Annotated in this window: 14 protein-coding genes; 7 read left to right on the plus strand and 7 right to left on the minus strand. The window is 43.5% G+C overall.

Annotation, left to right across the window (positions count from 1 at the left end):
• The first annotated feature begins 49 nt into the window (after positions 1-49).
• The 4 genes from dld to ABFV72_RS11825 all read left to right on the plus strand — a co-directional run bounded on the left by dld (position 50) and on the right by ABFV72_RS11825 (position 5,802).
• Complete coding sequence (dld, locus tag ABFV72_RS11810) at positions 50-1,885, plus strand: D-lactate dehydrogenase (protein WP_347163877.1); 1,836 nt, start codon at positions 50-52, stop codon at positions 1,883-1,885.
• Positions 1,869-3,275: a YjiH family protein gene (locus ABFV72_RS11815; protein ID WP_347163879.1), complete on the plus strand. Its 1,407-nt coding sequence runs from the start codon at positions 1,869-1,871 to the stop codon at positions 3,273-3,275. Before dld ends, ABFV72_RS11815 begins: the two co-directional genes overlap by 17 nt.
• 155 nt (positions 3,276-3,430) lie before the next feature.
• Complete coding sequence (locus tag ABFV72_RS11820) at positions 3,431-4,942, plus strand: aldehyde dehydrogenase family protein (protein WP_347163880.1); 1,512 nt, start codon at positions 3,431-3,433, stop codon at positions 4,940-4,942.
• Between the two features lie 248 nt (positions 4,943-5,190).
• Positions 5,191-5,802 (plus strand): TetR/AcrR family transcriptional regulator, encoded by a 612-nt coding sequence (locus ABFV72_RS11825; RefSeq protein ID WP_347163881.1) that lies wholly within the window; start codon positions 5,191-5,193, stop codon positions 5,800-5,802.
• Positions 5,803-5,845: 43 nt separating this feature from the next.
• On the opposite strand, the gene ABFV72_RS11830 is transcribed toward ABFV72_RS11825, so the two are convergent.
• The 7 genes from ABFV72_RS11830 to ABFV72_RS11860 form a co-directional block, all read right to left on the minus strand.
• Positions 5,846-6,472, minus strand: coding sequence for a CDP-alcohol phosphatidyltransferase family protein (locus tag ABFV72_RS11830; RefSeq protein ID WP_347163882.1), 627 nt, complete (start codon positions 6,470-6,472; stop codon positions 5,846-5,848).
• 80 nt (positions 6,473-6,552) lie between these two features.
• Positions 6,553-7,185, minus strand: coding sequence for an ATP-binding cassette domain-containing protein (locus ABFV72_RS11835; RefSeq protein ID WP_347163884.1), 633 nt, complete (start codon positions 7,183-7,185; stop codon positions 6,553-6,555).
• A gap of 132 nt (positions 7,186-7,317) precedes the next feature.
• Positions 7,318-9,081: an ABC transporter permease gene (locus tag ABFV72_RS11840; protein WP_347163886.1), complete on the minus strand. Its 1,764-nt coding sequence runs from the start codon at positions 9,079-9,081 to the stop codon at positions 7,318-7,320.
• Positions 9,078-10,376 (minus strand): ABC transporter substrate-binding protein, encoded by a 1,299-nt coding sequence (locus ABFV72_RS11845; RefSeq protein WP_347163887.1) that lies wholly within the window; start codon positions 10,374-10,376, stop codon positions 9,078-9,080. Before ABFV72_RS11845 ends, ABFV72_RS11840 begins: the two co-directional genes overlap by 4 nt.
• Before the next feature lie 165 nt (positions 10,377-10,541).
• Positions 10,542-12,590 (minus strand): FAD-dependent oxidoreductase, encoded by a 2,049-nt coding sequence (locus ABFV72_RS11850; RefSeq protein WP_347163888.1) that lies wholly within the window; start codon positions 12,588-12,590, stop codon positions 10,542-10,544.
• Between the two features lie 362 nt (positions 12,591-12,952).
• The gene (locus ABFV72_RS11855; protein ID WP_347163890.1) at positions 12,953-13,357 is read right to left on the minus strand and encodes a hypothetical protein; all 405 of its coding nucleotides are present in this window, start codon (positions 13,355-13,357) and stop codon (positions 12,953-12,955) included.
• A gap of 455 nt (positions 13,358-13,812) precedes the next feature.
• The gene (locus tag ABFV72_RS11860) at positions 13,813-14,346 is read right to left on the minus strand and encodes a DUF2058 domain-containing protein (protein WP_290176714.1); all 534 of its coding nucleotides are present in this window, start codon (positions 14,344-14,346) and stop codon (positions 13,813-13,815) included.
• Positions 14,347-14,765: 419 nt separating this feature from the next.
• Here ABFV72_RS11860 and ABFV72_RS11865 point away from each other — a divergent pair, with 419 nt between their 5' ends.
• The 3 genes from ABFV72_RS11865 to ABFV72_RS11875 all read left to right on the plus strand — a co-directional run.
• Entirely contained in the window at positions 14,766-15,629 is an 864-nt protein-coding gene (locus ABFV72_RS11865; protein ID WP_347163892.1) for a universal stress protein, read from the plus strand.
• A 92-nt stretch (positions 15,630-15,721) separates the two neighbouring features.
• A complete protein-coding gene (locus ABFV72_RS11870; protein WP_347163894.1) occupies positions 15,722-16,405 on the plus strand; it encodes a cupin domain-containing protein in 684 nt (227 codons plus the stop codon).
• Positions 16,406-17,917: 1,512 nt separating this feature from the next.
• The coding region (locus ABFV72_RS11875; RefSeq protein WP_347163895.1) for a hypothetical protein at positions 17,918-18,925 on the plus strand (1,008 nt) is incomplete at its 3' end.

Here is an 18,925-nt window from a genome sequence, read left to right on the forward strand (position 1 = left end):
AAAAACGACAAAAAAATGACAAACGCTGGTTACGCAAGGAAGCACGTTCATGACGCCCAATGCTAGAGAAATGTCGGAAAGTAGACATGAGCAAATACCGCGTTTGTTGACGGCGCTTGCTGTTGTCGTTGGTACGACCAATGTATTGATAAAACCTAGCCAACAGCAGTCTTATGTACAAGGTGCAATTAAGGCTATCACAGACGCGACCATCGCAGTTGTGATACCGCACTCTCTTGTGGCACTATGGCGCGTCATTAATATCTGTGCCACTTTTGATGTGATTATCATTGCTCAAGCGGCCAATACAGGTCTGACAGGTGGCTCAACACCGAATGGAGATTATGACAGACCACTAGTCGTAATCTCTATGCAGTTGTTGGGCGGTGTGCATTTACTTAATGATGCAGCAGAACTGATTGCTTTGCCAGCCGCTACTTTGCAGCAATTAGAGTCTATCCTTACGCCATTAGGGCGTGAGCCGCATTCAGTACTGGGCTCTAGTTGTGTTGGTGCATCGGTGATAGGCGGCATCTGTAACAGCTCAGGCGGCATGTTGGTGCAGCGTGGACCTGCCTATACTGAGATGGCGATATTTGCCAGACGTAACAGCTTAGGTCAGTTTGAGTTAATCAATCACTTAGGACTGGATTTGGGTGATCAGCCAGAGGAAATGCTAGAGAACCTGCAAGCTGGCACGTTTAATAAGGTCTCAAACAGTACGAGCAACAGTAACGCCTGCACCAACCATCATTATCAACATAAAGTCCGTGATTGTGAGGCAGAGACACCTGCTAGATTTAACAACGATCCTAACGGCCTGTATGAAGCGTCTGGTTCAGCTGGCAAGGTCATTGTATTTGCGGTAAGGGTAGCGACCTTTGCCAAGCCCAAGCAAGAGAAAACATTTTATATCTCGACCAACGACGCTGACACCTTGACCACACTCAGAAAACAATGGTTAAAGAGCGAGTTGAAATTGCCCGTGTTGGCTGAGTATATGCATAAAAACTATAACGACATCACGATGTACTATGGTCGAGACACTTGTCTGAGTATGCGTAAGCTTCCTGCTAGTAAGATAGGGTCGCTGTATCGACTGCAAGCAAAGATTGGCTACTATCTGGATAAGTGGCATCTCCCAAAGACGCTGCCAGATCGGATATTACAGATGACATCTAGGTTTATGCCGCCGTCGTTACCAGCCACTTTGACCACGCAGGCACTCTCATATAACTACCATTTGATTATAAAAGTCGCAGATGGTTTTGTTAACGACTTTGATAATGGCATTAATAAAAATTCAGATAAAGATTCTAATAAAACTGATGGCGAAAATATCGCCGCTGCGCAGGATTTTTTGCAAAACTATCTACAGCAGTATCAAGGTGCGCTGCATGTGTGTACAGAGCTTGAATCGCAATCGTTATTGGTATTTCGCAGTGCCGCGACCGCTGCTATGTTCCGTTATCATAATTTAAATCAAGATAAATTTGGCGAGCTGCTATCGACCGATATTGCTTTACCTAGAAATGCCGTAGATTGGGACGAGACTCTACCTGAACACTTGCAAGAACAAGTCAGTAAAACCTTTTATCTGGGGCATTTTTTCTGTCATGTCATGCACCAAGACTATTTATTAAAACCTAAGACCAATGCCAAGCAGTTCAAGGAAGACCTGCTGGCATTTTATGATAAGCGTCATATTGAGTACCCTGCTGAGCACAACGTGGGGCACGTATATCCTGCAAAAACGGCACTACATTATTTTTATAAAAAACTGGATCCAACCAATTCGCTTAACCCAGGTATTGGTCAGACAGAGAAATGGAAAAACTGGCAATCATCGCCCATCAAGGAGAAGTTAAATGACGAATACTATTGATAAATCGCAGCAGCCGATTTTAGGAAACAATACTGTCGATCCAGAGACCCCAAAAGCCGCTCAATGGCGTGCAGCTATGTGGAAATTTTTATTATTTTCAGCACTGGGTATCGCGCTGTTTATCATACCGTTTGAGTGGGATGGTAAAGTCACAATTTTATTAGGTGTGTTGACTGATACGCTACAGTCCGTGTTAGGTGGATTTGTGGCCTATATTGCGATGGCGATAGTGACTATCTCCGCTCTTGGTGCGCTAGCAGTCAAAGCATTAAAGCCCAATTTGCATGAAGATTCACTGGTAAAAAAGCTTTTTGATGTTGACTGGTTTTGGCTGTCCACGCGTTTTTTAGGTATGTTGTTTGTTTGGATGATTTTCCTACAAGTCGGCCCCGAGTTTATTATCAATCGTAATACGGGCGGCGTCATTTTCGAAGATTTGATTCCTATTCTGATTCCGTTGTTTTTCTTCGCCATTTTATCGCTGCCATTTTTGACTGATTTTGGTTTGATGGAGTTTTTGGGTACGTTAGCCAGTAAAGTATTTATCAAACTCTTTAAACTACCTGGTCGTTCTGCTGTCGATGCAATGTCTTCTTGGTTTGGTGCAGCATCTATCGGCTTGCTAGTCACCATGCAAGAGTATGACAAAAGCTTCTATAGTCAGCGTGAAGCCGCCATTATTGCGACCACATTTTCCGTCACTTCTATCGCCTTTACCTACGTAGTTGCCAAAACCATAGGCGTAGACAATAACTTCGTTTTCTTTTATCTGACCATTGCGCTAACTGGTTTTATCGCTGCGATTATCATGCCGCGTATACCGCCATTGTCACTCAAGCCTGATACGTATCACTCTGGCAAAAGCATGCTAGATGAAGGCATTCCTGCTGAATATACAACGTATCAATGGGCAGTTAATCGTGCGGTTACTCGCGCGCATTCTATGCCAAGCTTAGGTAAAGTGTTCAAACGCAGCGTACACAATCTGTTTGATATCTATTTTGGACTGATTCCTGTTATCTTTGCGATTGGTACCATCGGTCTTGGCTTAGCAGAATACACGCCAGTCTTTAATTGGCTTGCGACACCACTTGTACCACTACTTGAGTGGTTACAGATTCCAGAGGCGGCAAAAGCAGCTCCTGCCATGATTATGGGCTTTGCAGATATGTATCTGCCAGCGCTAGTTGGCAAAAGCATTGAAAGTGAGATGACACGATTTATCGTTGGTGCTGCCTCAATTACTCAGATTATCTATATGTCTGAAGTTGGTGCGCTGATTTTGAAGTCAAATATCAAGCTAAACGTGTTAGAGCTATTTTTAATCTTTATCCTTCGCACGCTTATCAGCCTAGTAGTCATTACATCAGTGGCGCATCTACTGTATTAGTGGCGCGTCTAGTATTCACAAGGCGTCTAGCCTGACGATAATATGCAAATGGTCGGTTTTTCTGTAGGCAGTTAAACCGACCATTTAGCCAATCACGTTACGGACGTTACGCACATAAAGACAATTTGATCAAAAATATAAGGCGATTGACCATTATGGAAATGCTGAACTCTACAGATTTAACCAGAGAAACTGCCATACAAACGGCTCAAAACGAAGTTGTATTAAATGCCGCTTATATCAATGGTGATTGGGTTACGATTGCAGCACCTGTGACCGATTCTAATCATTCAAATAACCATGCGTTGTATGATCCAAATTCAGGCGAGGTGATTGCAACGACACGTCTGTGCACCAGTGCCCATGTAGAGCAGGCAGTTGAAGCAGCTGATGAAGCGTTTGCTAGCTGGTCACAGACTAGTGTAAGTGAGCGCGCCCGCTATCTAAATGCAATTGCAGAGTCTATGGAGCAGCAATTCGATAAGTTGGTTGGGCTGTCTGTATTAAACAACGGTAAGCCAATTGAAGAAGCAAAGATAGACGTAGGGGACGCCATTGCTTGCTACCGTTATTATGCCAATCTCATCACAGAGCAGGCAACGTGGTCTAAGGTCTCAACGCTTGAGTCAGGCATTCGTTTGTTAAAGACATACTCGCCAGTGGGTGTTTGTGCGCTGATTACCCCTTGGAATTTCCCAATGGTGACGACCTCTTGGAAGTTGGCTCCTGCGCTAGCGGCAGGATGTACCGTGCTATTGAAACCGTCTGAAGTGACACTATTACCAGAGCTTATGCTAGGCAATATCTTGTCTGAGATTGACTTGCCAAAAGGGGTGGTTAATATCTTACCGGGTGCTGCTGAAGTGGGCACTGCTATGACCAGCCATCCGCTGATTGACAAAGTATCGTTTACTGGTAGTAATGTAGTCGGCGAAAAGGTCATGGTTCAAGCAGCAAAAGGCATCAAAGACATTAGCCTAGAGTTGGGTGGTAAGTCTGCTATTGTGGTCTGTGCAGATGCTGATATTGATTACGCTTGTGGTTTAATCATTGGCGGTATATTTACCAATGCAGGTCAGATATGCTCGGCCACGTCGCGTCTGATTGTACATCAAGATATTGCTGAGCAGCTGTTTGAGACGTTAAAAGTTAAAACGGAAAGTTTGCAAATTGGTGATGGTTTTGCGACAGAGACGCAAATGGGTCCATTGGTGAGCGAGCAGCAGCTGAATCAAGTTAAAAAATTCTTTGATATTGCGACAGCTGAAAATCTAAATTGCTTAACCGGCGGTCAGTTGTTAGAAGCATCTGGCTATTTTGCAACGCCAACTGTCTATACGAGTGTGCCAACGACCAGCCAGTTATGGATGGAGGAAGTGTTTGGGCCTGTATTAGTCTGTACAGCCTTTACTGACGACGCAGAGGCTATTCGCCTAGCCAATGATAGCAAGTTTGCTCTAGCAGCAACTATCGTGAGCGCCGATGAGACTAAAGCACTTGAGATGGCGCTACAAATCAAAGCCGGACATATTTGGATTAACGAGCAACAAATCGTATTACCAGAAGCAGGCTGGGGCGGATTTAAGCAAAGCGGTATTGGCCGTGAGTTGGGCGGTGATGGCTTGTCCGCTTATCAGAAGAGCAAACATGTATTACTGACCGATTAACTGGACTTTTAATTAGATTATCACTAGCCACTGTAGAGACCATTTACTAGCTATCAGCATGACTGTTGAATTATTGTAGAGTGATTGTTGATAGCTAAGTCGCGCCCTAGCATTACGTTTATTTACCAGACCGTTTCTTATATTAACTTTACTGTCGCACCCATTCAGGATAAAATTGAGCAATCATTCAAGTTTTATAGCCGTGCCCATTTTTATATGAGGTCACGGCTTTTTAAATGGGGCACATTATGTCACGCACCGCACTTTACAACCGTCATGACGCCTTGGAGCGTGCGCTACAGCTCTTTTGGCAAAAGGGATTTCATGCCACGTCTCTAAAAGACATAGAGCAAGCGCTCGATATGCGCCCAGGTAGTATCTATGCTGCTTTCGGTAATAAAGAAGGCCTGTTTCAAGAGGCGCTAGAATACTATGCGCATCTAGGATTGACTGAGCTTGAGCGAGTATTGAACCATCATGAAACGCCTTTATTAGGACTGGCCGCTTATATACGTCAGCTTGGCGGGATCCGTGATAAGGCATTACCGAGCCGAGCCTGTATGTTGGTCAAAAGCTTACTAGAGCTGGGCGCGCGTGAGCAGACAGCGTTAACCAAGGTGGAAATGCTGCTGGCAGGTATGGAGACACGTTTTATAGAATGCTTTAAGGAAGCGCAGAATGTCGGTGAGATGGATAGTGAGCTTGATCCGGTTAGGCTTGGACGCCGTCTACAGGCAGAAGTTATGGGGCTACGTGCCTTTGCCCAGCGTGACATAGAGAGCTCGACGGTACACGCCCTTGCTGAAGATATGGCTTTATCTATAGAAGCACTGCGACTCGATGATTCAGTAAATGCTTAGAGGTTCGTTGCTAGGTTTCAATATGACGTATATCTCTAGACGCTTACTTGGTAGATTCGAGCTGCTTGAGGGTATGATACCCACCATGTATACGAGTGAAAATAGTAACAGCGCAGGCAGTAGCAAAGATACCAGCAAGTAGCACAAAATGCTGAGGCCAAATACAGAGAGCGATAAAAAGAGCAATGGTCTCGGTGCCTTCTGTAAGACCGTTGAGGTAATAAAAGCTCTTATATTTAAACTGCGGCTTGTCTAATTGAAACTTTTCTGCAGAAATCGCAAAGGCCAAAAAGCTCGAACCTGTCCCAATAAATGTCGCTAACAACAAGGCACCTGTAATAGCGTTTTGCGCAGGGTTGGCCAAAATAAACCCAAGTGGCACAGCGGCATAAAACAAAAAATCGAGCGTGATATCTAAGTAGCCACCAGCGCTTGAGCTTTGCTTTGCGTAGCGTGCCATTGCGCCATCAAGTCCATCAAAGATACGATTCAATATTATCACTGCCAGCGCGCCATACCATAGCTCAAATGCAAGTAGTGGTAGTGCCAACATACCAACCAAGAATCCAGCTACCGTAAGCTGATCAGCCGTGATGCCGAGCTTATGCAATGTCGCTACTATCGGGGTTAGCAGCGGCTTGATGACGGGCGTAATGAACTTGTCTAACATGCGAGCTGCCTTTTATATTCTGCTTATTTTGATACTTTGACTGGGTATTTAGCGTTGATATTTGACTCTGATATCTAAAATTATCGTCCTACATAAATAACTTTGCTATTGGCTGCTTCAGCGTCACTTTGGTCGTGCGTGACCATAATAGCAGGCAACTTATGAGTACGAATCTGATCGAATACCAATTGCTGCGTATCCATTCTCAACTGAGTATCAAGTTTGCTAAATGGCTCATCAAGTAGTATCGCTTTGGGCTCACTCAGTAGCGTGCGTAATAAGGCGACACGTGCTTGTTGACCACCTGATAGGTTATCAGGATGACGATCCCCCGTCCCTTCTAAACCCACTTGCGCTAAAGATTGCGCTATTTTTTCAACACGCTGTTTTTTGTTTCCTTTTGGCATGGCAAAAGCAATATTACCCGCGACTGATAGATGCGAAAACAGCAGTGCATCTTGATACAGCACACCAATACGTCGCAAATGCGCAGGCAGGTGCGTCACGTTTTCATCGTTTAACCAAACCGTACCAGACGCAGTAAAATCGCTCGCCAAAGTGCCTGTTAGCCAGTTTAGTAAGCTGGACTTGCCACTACCAGAAGGGCCCATCACGGTTAGGATATCGCCACCAGCGATGTGCTCATTGATACTCAATAACTGCTCGTTTTGACGAAATAGTTGTAAGTCTTTTATCTGTAGAGATGATGGCATCAGGAACCCTTTATTTACATTTTTCACGACTAATTATTTTAATATTGAGTATTTTTAGTGGCTAGTTTTTTCATAACAGCTGTTTTCGATAGCTGATGCTTTTCATAATTGTTCTTATTCGTTGTCAGCCTGCTACCGAGCACCACTTCTAAAAAAGTACTTGGGTAGCATCCAAGCTAATATAAAACCGATAAGCGGTAGCGCCATTTGCATAATCGCATAAACAGCACTGGTACGCCGACTGGCACCATTTGCCAGTGTCACCGCTTCTGTCGTGATAGTGGCAATACGTCCGCCACCCGCCAATAGAGTTGGCAAATACTGACCAAAGCTGATCGCTAGACCGAGCGCAATGGCAATCAAAATAGGGGCAAATAGCTGCGGCAGTTTTATCTGGAAAAATACTTTAATTGGTGCAGCACCAAGGCTGGCGGCCACATGAGCGAAACGAGGATCTAAGCGCCGATAGCTACTGGCCAATGATAAAAACACGTACGGTAGCACGAATAAAAGATGGGCGAATGCCACGTTAAAAAATTCTGATTGATGATTGGCCAACTGCTGTAACCATACTAAGCCGAATAGAAACGCAATACTTGGCACCAAGAGCGGTAAGTAAATAATAAAACTGGTGAAGTGTGACAGTGGTTTAGCACTCAATTGCTCAGCTTCCAAGCATAGCAAAGTCAGAAAAACAGCAAAGGCAGTACTAACGGCCCCAATGCTAAGCGTATTGACCAATGGTGTGCTCATTTGGGTAAAGGCACTTTGAAAATGTAATAGCACAAATTGTTCTGGTAGCATCGCCGGAAACCGCCAAAACCCTGCAAATGCCCATAATACAAGGCCGGCAAGTGACAGTAGCATAAAACCAATCACGCCTACGGTAAGTATAGCGGTGACTTTTTGCCAAATAGTATCTGTATAATGACGTTTGCCATTAACTGACGAAACATTAAACATGGCTTTGATAGTTTTTTCGCCGCCCAGCCAAAAGACGACTAAACCAGCTGTCAGTACGAGTTGTAATAATGCGCCTGCTGATGCCTTGATACGCAATGTCAGGTCAACATCGTTGAACCATTGTATGATAGAGACAGCAAGCGTCGGCGGTGTGTTAGGACCCAATATCAATGGCATCTCGACACTCGCGCTAGCATACGCCAATACGGCCAAAATCGGTAAACGTAGAAAAGGATATAACAGTGGCAAGACCGCCTTAAAAAAAGCAGTAATTGGGTAATAACCTAAATTGAGCGCAACGGTATATTGTTGACGCAATTTTTTGCCAAGCTCGGGCTGAGCAAGTGCGCCCAGTGCCATTAATAATAAAAACGGCAGCTCTTTTAAGGTTAAACCCAAGATGATACTGATACCGTATGGATCATGTGGAAACATACCATCGGGTGCCATCTCCCAACCAGTTAGCCAAGGAGAGATGAGCCGTGCAAACATGCCTGACGGCGCAATCAAAAACCCAACGGCAATGGCTGCAGCTGCATGAGGAATGACCAAGATAGGGCTTAGTAAGTGCTCAATACGCTGCAACCAAACACTGTTAAAAAATGCGGCCAATATCATCAGGGCAATGACAAAAGCAAGTAAGGTGCTGATAAGTCCTGTAGCGAGACTTAACGCAGCCATCTGCGTGATGCCAGGCGTTTGCCACAGGTCTATAAACCCTTGCAGATTCAAGGTTGTTTTTTCTAGGGCAGGAACCCAGCTCAGAGCAGGCAACAGAACACAGATGAGACCACAGAGTACGGGTAATATTAATATGAGAATTAAGAGTTTGGGACTAAAAGACACGATACGCGTAAACAGGTCTTTTTTCTCAAGCGTAATAGGTCTAGGGCTATCACCTTTTTTCGTTATTTTATCAAAACCTTGGCTCATGGATTCACCCCATAACGTGCTTGCCAGCCTTGCTGGATGGCCTCTACCCAACTTGGATGCGGCTCGCTTACCGTGCGTTTGACACTGTCAAAGGGCAGGGCGCTTGGATGAGGCTGCTTGGCTTTGAATAATGCTTGTTGTGCAGGGCTAAGTGTAGATTGGACCAGTACGGTTTTATCACCCCATACCGAAGGGGTTTGTTTTTTTGCTTGTGCTGCTGGACTCATCAAAAAGTTGGCTACTAATTGCGCGGCCTGAGGGTGGCTAGCGTTATAAGGGATAGCGACAAAATGAGTATTGCTTAAGCTGCCGTCATTCATCGCATAGCTGCGAATGCTCTGGGGTAAGTCATAACGCTGTACGGCTGCAGGAACTTCTGGTGCTGAAAAGGTAAACGCGAGACTCAGCTCAGTATCATCGACCAAGCGCCGCATCTGCGCACCTGTCTGCACGAACTGCTCGCCATTACGCCATAAGGTTGGATGAAAGTCATCCAAAAATGCCCATAGCGGATCTAATACGAGCGCGGTGTTTTCTTCAGTGGCAGGCAAGTTGAGCTGTGCGCTAATGTTTTCACCCGTTTGAGCGTCTTGTTGTTCATGCAGCATGACTAAGACGTATTTTAAGAAACTCATACCCAAAAAATCAGGTGGCTTTGGGTAGCTAAAACGGCCAGGGTTTTGTGCTGTCCAAGTAGTCAGTTCAGTTAGCGTTGTTGGCGGTTTACTGGTTGATAAGCTGTCATAATAAAACGTCAGAGAGGCTTGTCCCCACGGTGCTTCCATACCGTTGGTCGGCACACCAAAGTCGAAATTTACGGTTGGATTATTGTCCGGATCAGTCAACGCAAAATTGGGCAGTTTGTTTGCCCATTGCTTAAGTAGCAATGAGTTCTCACTCATGGTGGCAAAGTTAGCACCATTAATCCAAACCAAATCAACACTGCCTTGATCGTCATTATGGGCAGATTTTTCTGCGAGTACCCGACTGACTGCTTCACTGGTGTCACTTAATTTGACATGGACTAAGTTGATATTATATTTATCATCGACTTGATCGGCGACCCATTGTAGATAGGCGTTAATCTGTGGGTCACCGCCCCATGCATAAAAGTAAATGTCCTGATTGCTACCTTGGGCTTCTATCTGCTGCCAAGGTGATAAGACTTGGTTAATATTGGCAGTAGTTGGCGATGCTGTGCTTGCTGATATACCAATACAAATGCTCATCACCATAGCGTAGGTGCTATATCGCGTAAGACGTTTGAGCATCGGTAAAGCGGTAATAACGCGCATTCAAGTTTCCGTTATGATTTAAATGTTAGTAAAGCTGGTAAAGATTTCATAGTCTGCCATGTCAAACCAAACAGATACTACGACATCTAAACCAGCTTTATTGGAGTCTTTTAGAACTTTGCTGCTTGCGTTATTTGATAACGCTGATCAGCAAACTGTCATTAATTAACCGCGACGCCAAGTATGGTATTTCTCTAACCAGCTTAATACAGTCTCAGGGGCGTGTGCACGTTTCCACTCGCCAGCGGCGTATTTGTTGCCTTCAGCCCAAGTAGGGTAGCTGTGAATGGTGCCCAATATTTTATTGAGACCCAGACTATGTTTCATTGCCAGTACAAACTCAGCGATTAGGTCGCCTGCATGTTCAGACACTACCGTCACACCTAATATTTTGTCTTTACCTTTTGGCGTGATGACTTTGATAAAGCCTTTAGCCGCACCATCTGTGATAGCGCGATCTAGCTCTTCAAATTCAAAACGAGTGATTTCGTAATCGATGCCCTTATCAATAGCTTCTTGCTCGTTGATACCGACACGAGCGACTTCTGGGTCGATAAACGTAACCCACGGAATCACACGATAATCTACTTTAAACTTCTTCAGATTACCAAATAAACCATTCACTGCGGCGTACCAACCCTGATGAGCGGCGACATGAGTAAACTGGTATGGACCGACAATATCACCGGCAGCAAAAATATTAGGATATAACGTCTCTAAATATTCATTGGTCACAATCGTACGATTGGTTTCGATACCTAGCGCTTCTAAACCATAACCTTCAAGGCGTGCGCTACGACCAACGGCACAAAGTAGCTCATCATACTCGATATCGATTTCTGTTTCATTGTGTTTGACGATAATGTATTTTTTGCCATCACACATCTCGCAGCGCATCGCTTGATGTGAGGTCAAAATATTGACGCCACTTTCAGTAAGCGACTGGTGAGCAAAAGTAGACACTTCAAGGTCTTCTTTACCCATAATGCGATCGCTCATTTCAATTTGCGTCACATTAGAACCCAGTCGAGCAAAGCTTTGCGCAAGCTCGCTACCGATTGGACCACCGCCTAGTACTACTAGCTTTTTCGGGGCTTCTTCTAGCTCAGCAAACTTGGTCCATAGCGTGTCACTGGTTACATAGCCTGTTTCTTCTATACCTGGCAGAGGCGGTACAAATGGGCGAGCGCCAGTGGCGATAACGATGGTCCGCGCCGTTAGGGTCTGCATGCCGCCGTCATTCAGTTGAATCTCTACTGTCCACGGGTCAACTAATTTAGCATAGCCTTTGACCACATCGACGCCCAGATTGGTATAACGCTCAACGCTATCGTGTGGTGCGATATCAGCCACTACTTGCTGCACGCGTGCCATCACTTTTTTGAACGAAAACTGCGGTACGGTGTTCTCTAGACCGTAGTTTTCCCCATGACGAATTTGGTCAGCGATTTTTGCGCTCTTAATGATGGCTTTACTAGGTACACAGCCATAATTGAGACAATCACCGCCCATCTCACCTGCTTCAATCAGTGTGACTTTTGCTTTGACGGCAGCAGCGATGTAGCTTGTGACCAATCCGCCAGCGCCTGCGCCAATCACAATCATATTGCGATCGAACTTTTTAGGTTTGGTGTGGTTTTTATAAACACGGCGTTTTTTAAACATGTTCAACACTCCTTTTGCTATTAATGGGAAGAAACCTAATAATGCAAACGAGACAATTAAGTTGAAAGATAAAATACCCGATAAGCTGTCTATCTGTGCTAGCTGTGTCCCTGCATTGACGAAGACAAACGTCCCAGCCAACATACCGATTTGACTGACCCAGTAGTAAGTCCATGTTTTAATAGACGTTACACCCATCAATAGGTTAATCAAAAAGAATGGAAATATAGGTACCAGACGTAAGGTAAATAAATAAAACCCACCTTCTTTTTCGACGCCTGCATCAATAGCTGCCAACCGCTCAGGAAAGCGCTGTTTGATGGTGTCACGCAGTAAATAACGCGATGCCAAGAAGGCAATGGTAGCACCAATACTCGATGCAAATGAGGCAACGAGTAAGCCCTGAACCAAACCAAATAGCGCACCAGCGGCGAGCGTCAAAATCGCAGCGCCTGGTAAGGAGAGGGCAGTGACGACGACATATAGTAAGAAAAACCCACCGATAATCAATAGCGGTGACTGCGCTTTGTATTCATTAAATTGTGCCATCGACCCTTTTAAGCCATCAAGCGTCAATAATTGATTTAGGTCAAAATAAAAAAAGCTTGCCGCTAATATCAATATTAATAGTATTAAAAATATTCTTTTAATCATGGAAAATCCGGCCAAATAAGGGAGCGAAGGCTAAAATCGTAGTTGTTACTCAAGCAGTAGAATACTCATCATCTGAATAACTAAACTTAAGTAACAATACCTAAGTAACTATAGTTGAGTAACGTGGCGATCAAATCGAATCATCTAAATCGCCTAACTACGATAAAAAATTTAAGTCGGCAGTCTTAATAGTATATAAATTATGTCTTGCTGTCTGATATTTATACTACTTAAGCAATAAGCACTGCCGCTGACATTTATACTGGAGACGTATTTTTACCCAATGTTAGGGTGTCATAGTCTCTCATTAAGAACAGCGCTATACAAGCCGCTAACATTGGCCATGCAGCAAAGAACAGCAAGTTATCAAAAGGTGTTAGGTAAAGACCAAAAGATGCAAAAGTAGAAGCGGCATGTAGTAATAAAATGATGCCGTATGTCCACTTTTTGAATAGACCCATGACAAACGAGAAAATAAGAATGATTTGTAAGCTACCAATCAGATAAACAATAGTGATGCCCAAGTTTTCTAAAGCGTAGAATTTAGCAAATACATTGGCGGCATGCTCAGGATTTACAAATTTGTCGAGTGTCCAAAAGAAGAATACGATGAAAACACCAAGGCGAAGAAACAATAGTGAGAGTGGCAAATGTTTTGGCATGAATTATCTCTTTTTGAGAAAAAGTAAAAGTGAATTGGAACAAATTAAGCAAATAAAATGGGCACGATGGCACCGAACTATCAGGTAACAAACATAGGTAAAATATGAACAATGTTGAGCGATTACTCAAAAATAAACAAAGTATTACCACAAAATGTACTAAAAACGCATTGTAGTAGTTATTGAATAACTGTTCAAGTTGATTATATCCATATTCTAGCAATTATAGGGTTGGGTTACTTTCTTTAACCAAACCAGCAATGTTAGGTTAAAGAAGCCCGATTTGTGTACCTTTGATTGAGTCTATCGACACATTTAATGTTTATCTTGCGTTATAAAGATTTGCCTAACCTGTATAAATGCAAAAAGCCCTTTATAGAATGTAAATTCTATAAAGGGCTTTTGAGGGGATGCTTATAACACTATAGTAAAGCCAACAGCAGTAGAATAATGCCTTACCACATCAAATCATCTGGAATCACATAAGCGGCATACGGATCATCTTCTGCCAATGCTTCTTCGGCAGTGTCGTTGGACACAACCATAAAGCCTTCCATTTTTGAATCGATACGATCCGCCAATGGACGAGGCAATAGCGCGTAGCCTTCTTCCAAGCGTGCGATGACTACGTGACCAGCCACGATTTGATCGTACAGTTTCTGAGTGATAGCGATTTTCTTTACTTTGGACTCATCGACAAACTGATAGCTGACCTCACCTTCTGTCTCAGTAATCTGATGCTGCTTAATCATTTGGACGATATTGGCCTTTAATGCTTTTTCTTCCAATACGCGCTGTTTTTCTTGATTAAGCTTTTGATCCTTTTCTAGCTTTTGAGCTTGCGCCTCTGCTAACGCTTTTTTTGCTTCGACGCTTTCTGAGTCACCAGTACGCTTGGCATGTTGCGTTTGTTTGCTGATCTTCTTGGCCTTTTTGCTATCAACCAAGCCAGCCTTTAATAATTGAGCCTGTAGGGCATTTTTTGCCATAATCCAATCACCTAAATAACGTTACCGAAATCATAAATGCTAAAAAATACATTGTAGCAAACTTTGCTAGCGCATGTGGTCAGACAATGATAAGACTTTATATATAGCTAGATATCAGTCTGCGGTGAGCCATGCACGATGCTGTCAGTAACAAATTGCAATTATTGCAAAAGGGTCGCACACATCGCTGGATGAAGCCGTTTAAATTGGTTATTATCAAATGAAGGGGTAAATTTACTTGATAAGATAATTTTTGAAAGATAACTATTATGAAGTAAATGAAACATACCCCAGTCAGAGTACATAAGCCAGAGAGCATAAGCTAAAGATTATAAGTCAGAGAACATAAGCCAAAGAGCATAGCTTGTTCAGAACTAATAAGCTGTATAGGATTAAATAATTAAATTTGAGGACAGATTATGACAACATCACAGCACATTTTGGCCTGTATTGACGGCTCGGCAGTGACTGAATCGGTTTGTGACTATGCAGCGTGGTATGCCAGTAAATTAAACGTACCTGTTGGATTATTGCATGTCAGTGACATACCAGCATCGACCAGACGAGATTTATCAGGTGCTATAGGCATAAATAGCCGCCAGTTTTTATTAGAAGAGTTGTCCCAATTGGATGAGCAAAGAGCAAAAGTCGTCAACAGCTATAGTAATGCACTGGTACAAGATGCAAAAAGCCATATTCAAAGCAGTTTCACTGATGTCAATGTTCGCGTTTATCAACGCCACGGCAAGTTGCTTCCTAGTATTGAGCATTTTAAAGAAGAAAATCGTGCGATTGTGATGGGCCGCCGCGGAGAAGATCATAAGAACAGTCGGATCAATATTGGTAGTCAGATTGAGACGGTCGCTCGTGGGTCAGATATACCTATATTGATTTGCTCAGAGAAATTTGAAGAGCCAAGCTCCTATATGATTGCCTTCGATGGTAGCAAAACTTCTATTAAAGCGGCACGAATGGTGTCAAAAAGTCCACTATTAAAAGGTTTAAAAGGTCACATCGTGATGGTGGGCAATCATAACGACGCCGCCAAGCAAAGTATGAGCGCGGCCGCCGCACAGTTAGAAGATGCTGGGTTTGTCGTTGAGGCACATCACTTATCTGCTTCTGATGCGGTAGATGGATTGTTAAAGTTTCAGGTAGAGAACAATGTCGACATTATGGTGGTGGGTGCGTACGGACATTCGAAATGGCAGCAACTGTTTCTCGGAAGTACAACGACAGAAATTATCGCTAGCACGTTATCGCCGGTCATTCTAGTGCGGTAATAACGTCATATATTTGTGTTTATCGTCTAGGGCGTGTCCTCGGTTTTATATTGTGGGTACGCCCTAATCATTTAATACCTTTGGAATACTCTATGCTAATTAATGCAGATTTTTCACAACGTGCTTCACTGACCTCTAAAGCACATCAATGGATTAAGTCACCACAAAATGGTGTGGAGCGTGTCATGCTTGATCGTGTAGGCGCAGAGAAGGCTCGTGCTACCAGTCTTGTACGTTACGCGCCAAACTCTTACTTTCCGCATCATCTGCATCCAGGCGGCGAAGAGATTTTAGTACTATCAGGTACTTTTTCTGCAGATGACACTCATTATCCAGCAGGTTGGTATCTGCGTAATCCACCGTCTTCAGGTCATCGGCCTTATAGTGACGAAGGTGCTGTTATTCTCGTCAAGTTACGGCAAATGTCGTCTGACGAAACGCAGCATGTGGCTATCGACACTTATAATGATGCTAATTGGCAGCAACAAGCCAACCGTACTGTCTGCCCGCTTTTTTTCAATGGGGTAGAGCACGTTAGTCTACAGCGTATCGATGCAGGCGAGTTGCTATTCACTGAGACAGTCCATGGCGGTGCAGAAATATTAGTTGTAGCAGGCGAGCTAATAGAGGGTGGACAGGTATATCAGCAAAATAGTTGGATACGCCTACCGGTAGATGAAAGCGTACAAATAAAAGCAGGGATGGAGGGTGCAATCATATACTTAAAAACTGGCCATCTTAATCATGTCATCGGTTTAGACATTGAGGAAACTTAAATAATATTTATTAGTTGTATAGACAAAATATAAAAATAATTTGGTACTTCTAATTCTTAATTATGACGTACCAAATTATCTCTTCATAACCTTAATGTTATTATAAATAATACTCATTTTTATGTGAACTTCATCAAAAAAAGATACCAAGTATCATCTTTTTTCATCTACCTCTAAAAAATAACAACCTTCCAAGTAGTTTCTTCTAGAAAGTTAGCCTAAGCAATTAAACAGAATGCTTCTAAAAAGCGCTTTTGGCTAATCTTGTCTTTTTACCATCAAAAATTCTATTTATTTTTATAAGAAATGAGAGTGATTATTATTGATTGGTTTACTATCTAATCCTTAAAAAATATTCATCTATAAAAAATTTATTATGGTTATTTTCTCTTTATCGAACCTACTCGTTATCTATGACCTTAACTACTGAAACGTACCTATACAGGTTGATTCAAGAATTATGTACTCTGTAAAAATAAGATTATATTTGTAAAATAGAATATTGTTTACAATTAAATAAAGAAACTGTGTTGACCTATAAACCTAGCGTATTATTATAAAAGTAATAGCACAAAATATATTCGAAGCTTGCTATGAAACGCATACAAGTATTTTCTAATGAAAAATGAATATTTACAAAGTTTAATAATAAGTAACAAAAGTTCTCTAAATTGTTTGTAAATTGGATATTTGTTGATAGAATGCATCGCTAAGAAAGATTGATATTTCTCTTACGTCACTATCATAAGTTAAAAAAATATTTTATTTTTATATTCGTTTTGTTAGATATAAATAGTTTGTTAAGTTAATTTAAACAATGAAATATATAGTAAAGTTTTTTTAACAAAAGGTTTTTAGAGTACTGTTAGAAAGCTAGCGGTTTAGTCAGGATTTAGTTAATTTTACATATAATTATATCTTTATAAGTGTAGTTATCCAAAGTTCTTTGGAAAAATGATTTAGAGGTATTTTCATTATCGCCTTATGGAATATTAATATCTTATCGAACAGCTGTGTTTATATTTAGTCAAAATTAGTCAATCAAGGACGGTCTTATGAATACTATAATTGTGAAAATCAATAATAAAGTTGAGACAATCGCTGAGCATACAGTGGTCTTGAAAAATGAAACGCCTACAGTAATTAAAGCTGTTAATAGGACTAATTACGAGCTGCTTGATACAACTGTTAATCGTGCACCAAATAATGTTATTACTAAAAGAGTAGATAACAGCCTTCATATTTCTTTTGAAAATGACGGACAGGGCCCAGACCTTATTATTGAGGGGTTTTATGATAATGCAGATAATGCATTAATAGGTATTGCTGAAGATGGTAACTATTACTACTATCTTCCTGATACAGGCGAAGTGACAGACTATGTCACTGAACTACAAATAGGTGAGGCACAAAGTCAATCATTAGGCGGAGATCCACAAATAAGTCCTTGGTGGGTTGGGGCCACAGAAGCTGAAGGTTTTGCAGCTCTACCATGGTTGTTGGGTCTAGCAGGTGCTGGTATTGCAGGTGCTGCTTTCTCAAGCAGTGGTGATGATAGTGACGCCGATGCAGACGCCGACGCCGATGCCGATGCTGATGCCGACGCCGATGCAGACGCCGATGCCGATGCTGATGCCGATGCTGATGCCGATGCTGATGCCGATGCTGATGCCGATGCTGATGCCGATGCTGACGCCGATGCCGATGCCGACGCCGATGCCGATGCCGATGCTGATGCAGACGCCGATGCTGATGCCGATGCCGATGCCGATGCCGATGCCGATGCAGACGCCGATGCAGACGCCGATGCTGATGCTGATGCTGATGCTGATGCTGATGCCGATGCTGACGCCGATGCCGATGCCGACGCCGATGCCGATGCTGACGCTGACGCTGATGCTGACGCTGATGCTGACGCTGACGCTGATGCTGACGCTGATGCTGACGCTGACGCTGATGCTGATGCCGATGCCGATGCAGACGCTGATGCAGACGCTGATGCCGATGCTGACGCCGATGCCGATGCCGATGCCGATGCTGACGCTGACGCTGACGCTGACGCTGACGCTGACGCTGACGCTGACGCTGACGCTGATGCCGATGCCGATGCAGACGCTGATGCCGATGCTGATGCCGATGCTGATGCCGATGCTGATGCCGATGCTGATGCCGATGCTGATGCCGATGCTGATGCCGATGCAGACGCCGATGCAGACGCTGATGCTGATGCCGATGCTGATGCAGACGCTGATGCAGACGCTGATGCAGACGCTGATGCCGATGCAGACGCTGATGCCGATGCCGATGCTGACGCCGATGCCGACGCCGACGCCGATGCCGATGCTGATGCAGACGCCGATGCAGACGCCGATGCCGATGCTGATGCCGATGCTGATGCAGACGCCGATGCTGATGCTGATGCTGATGCTGATGCTGATGCCGATGCTGACGCCGATGCCGATGCCGACGCCGATGCCGATGCTGACGCTGACGCTGATGCTGACGCTGATGCTGACGCTG

Origin of the sequence: Psychrobacter proteolyticus (assembly GCF_039762275.1) — a bacterium.
GTDB classification, from domain to species: Bacteria; Pseudomonadota; Gammaproteobacteria; order Pseudomonadales; family Moraxellaceae; genus Psychrobacter; species Psychrobacter proteolyticus_C.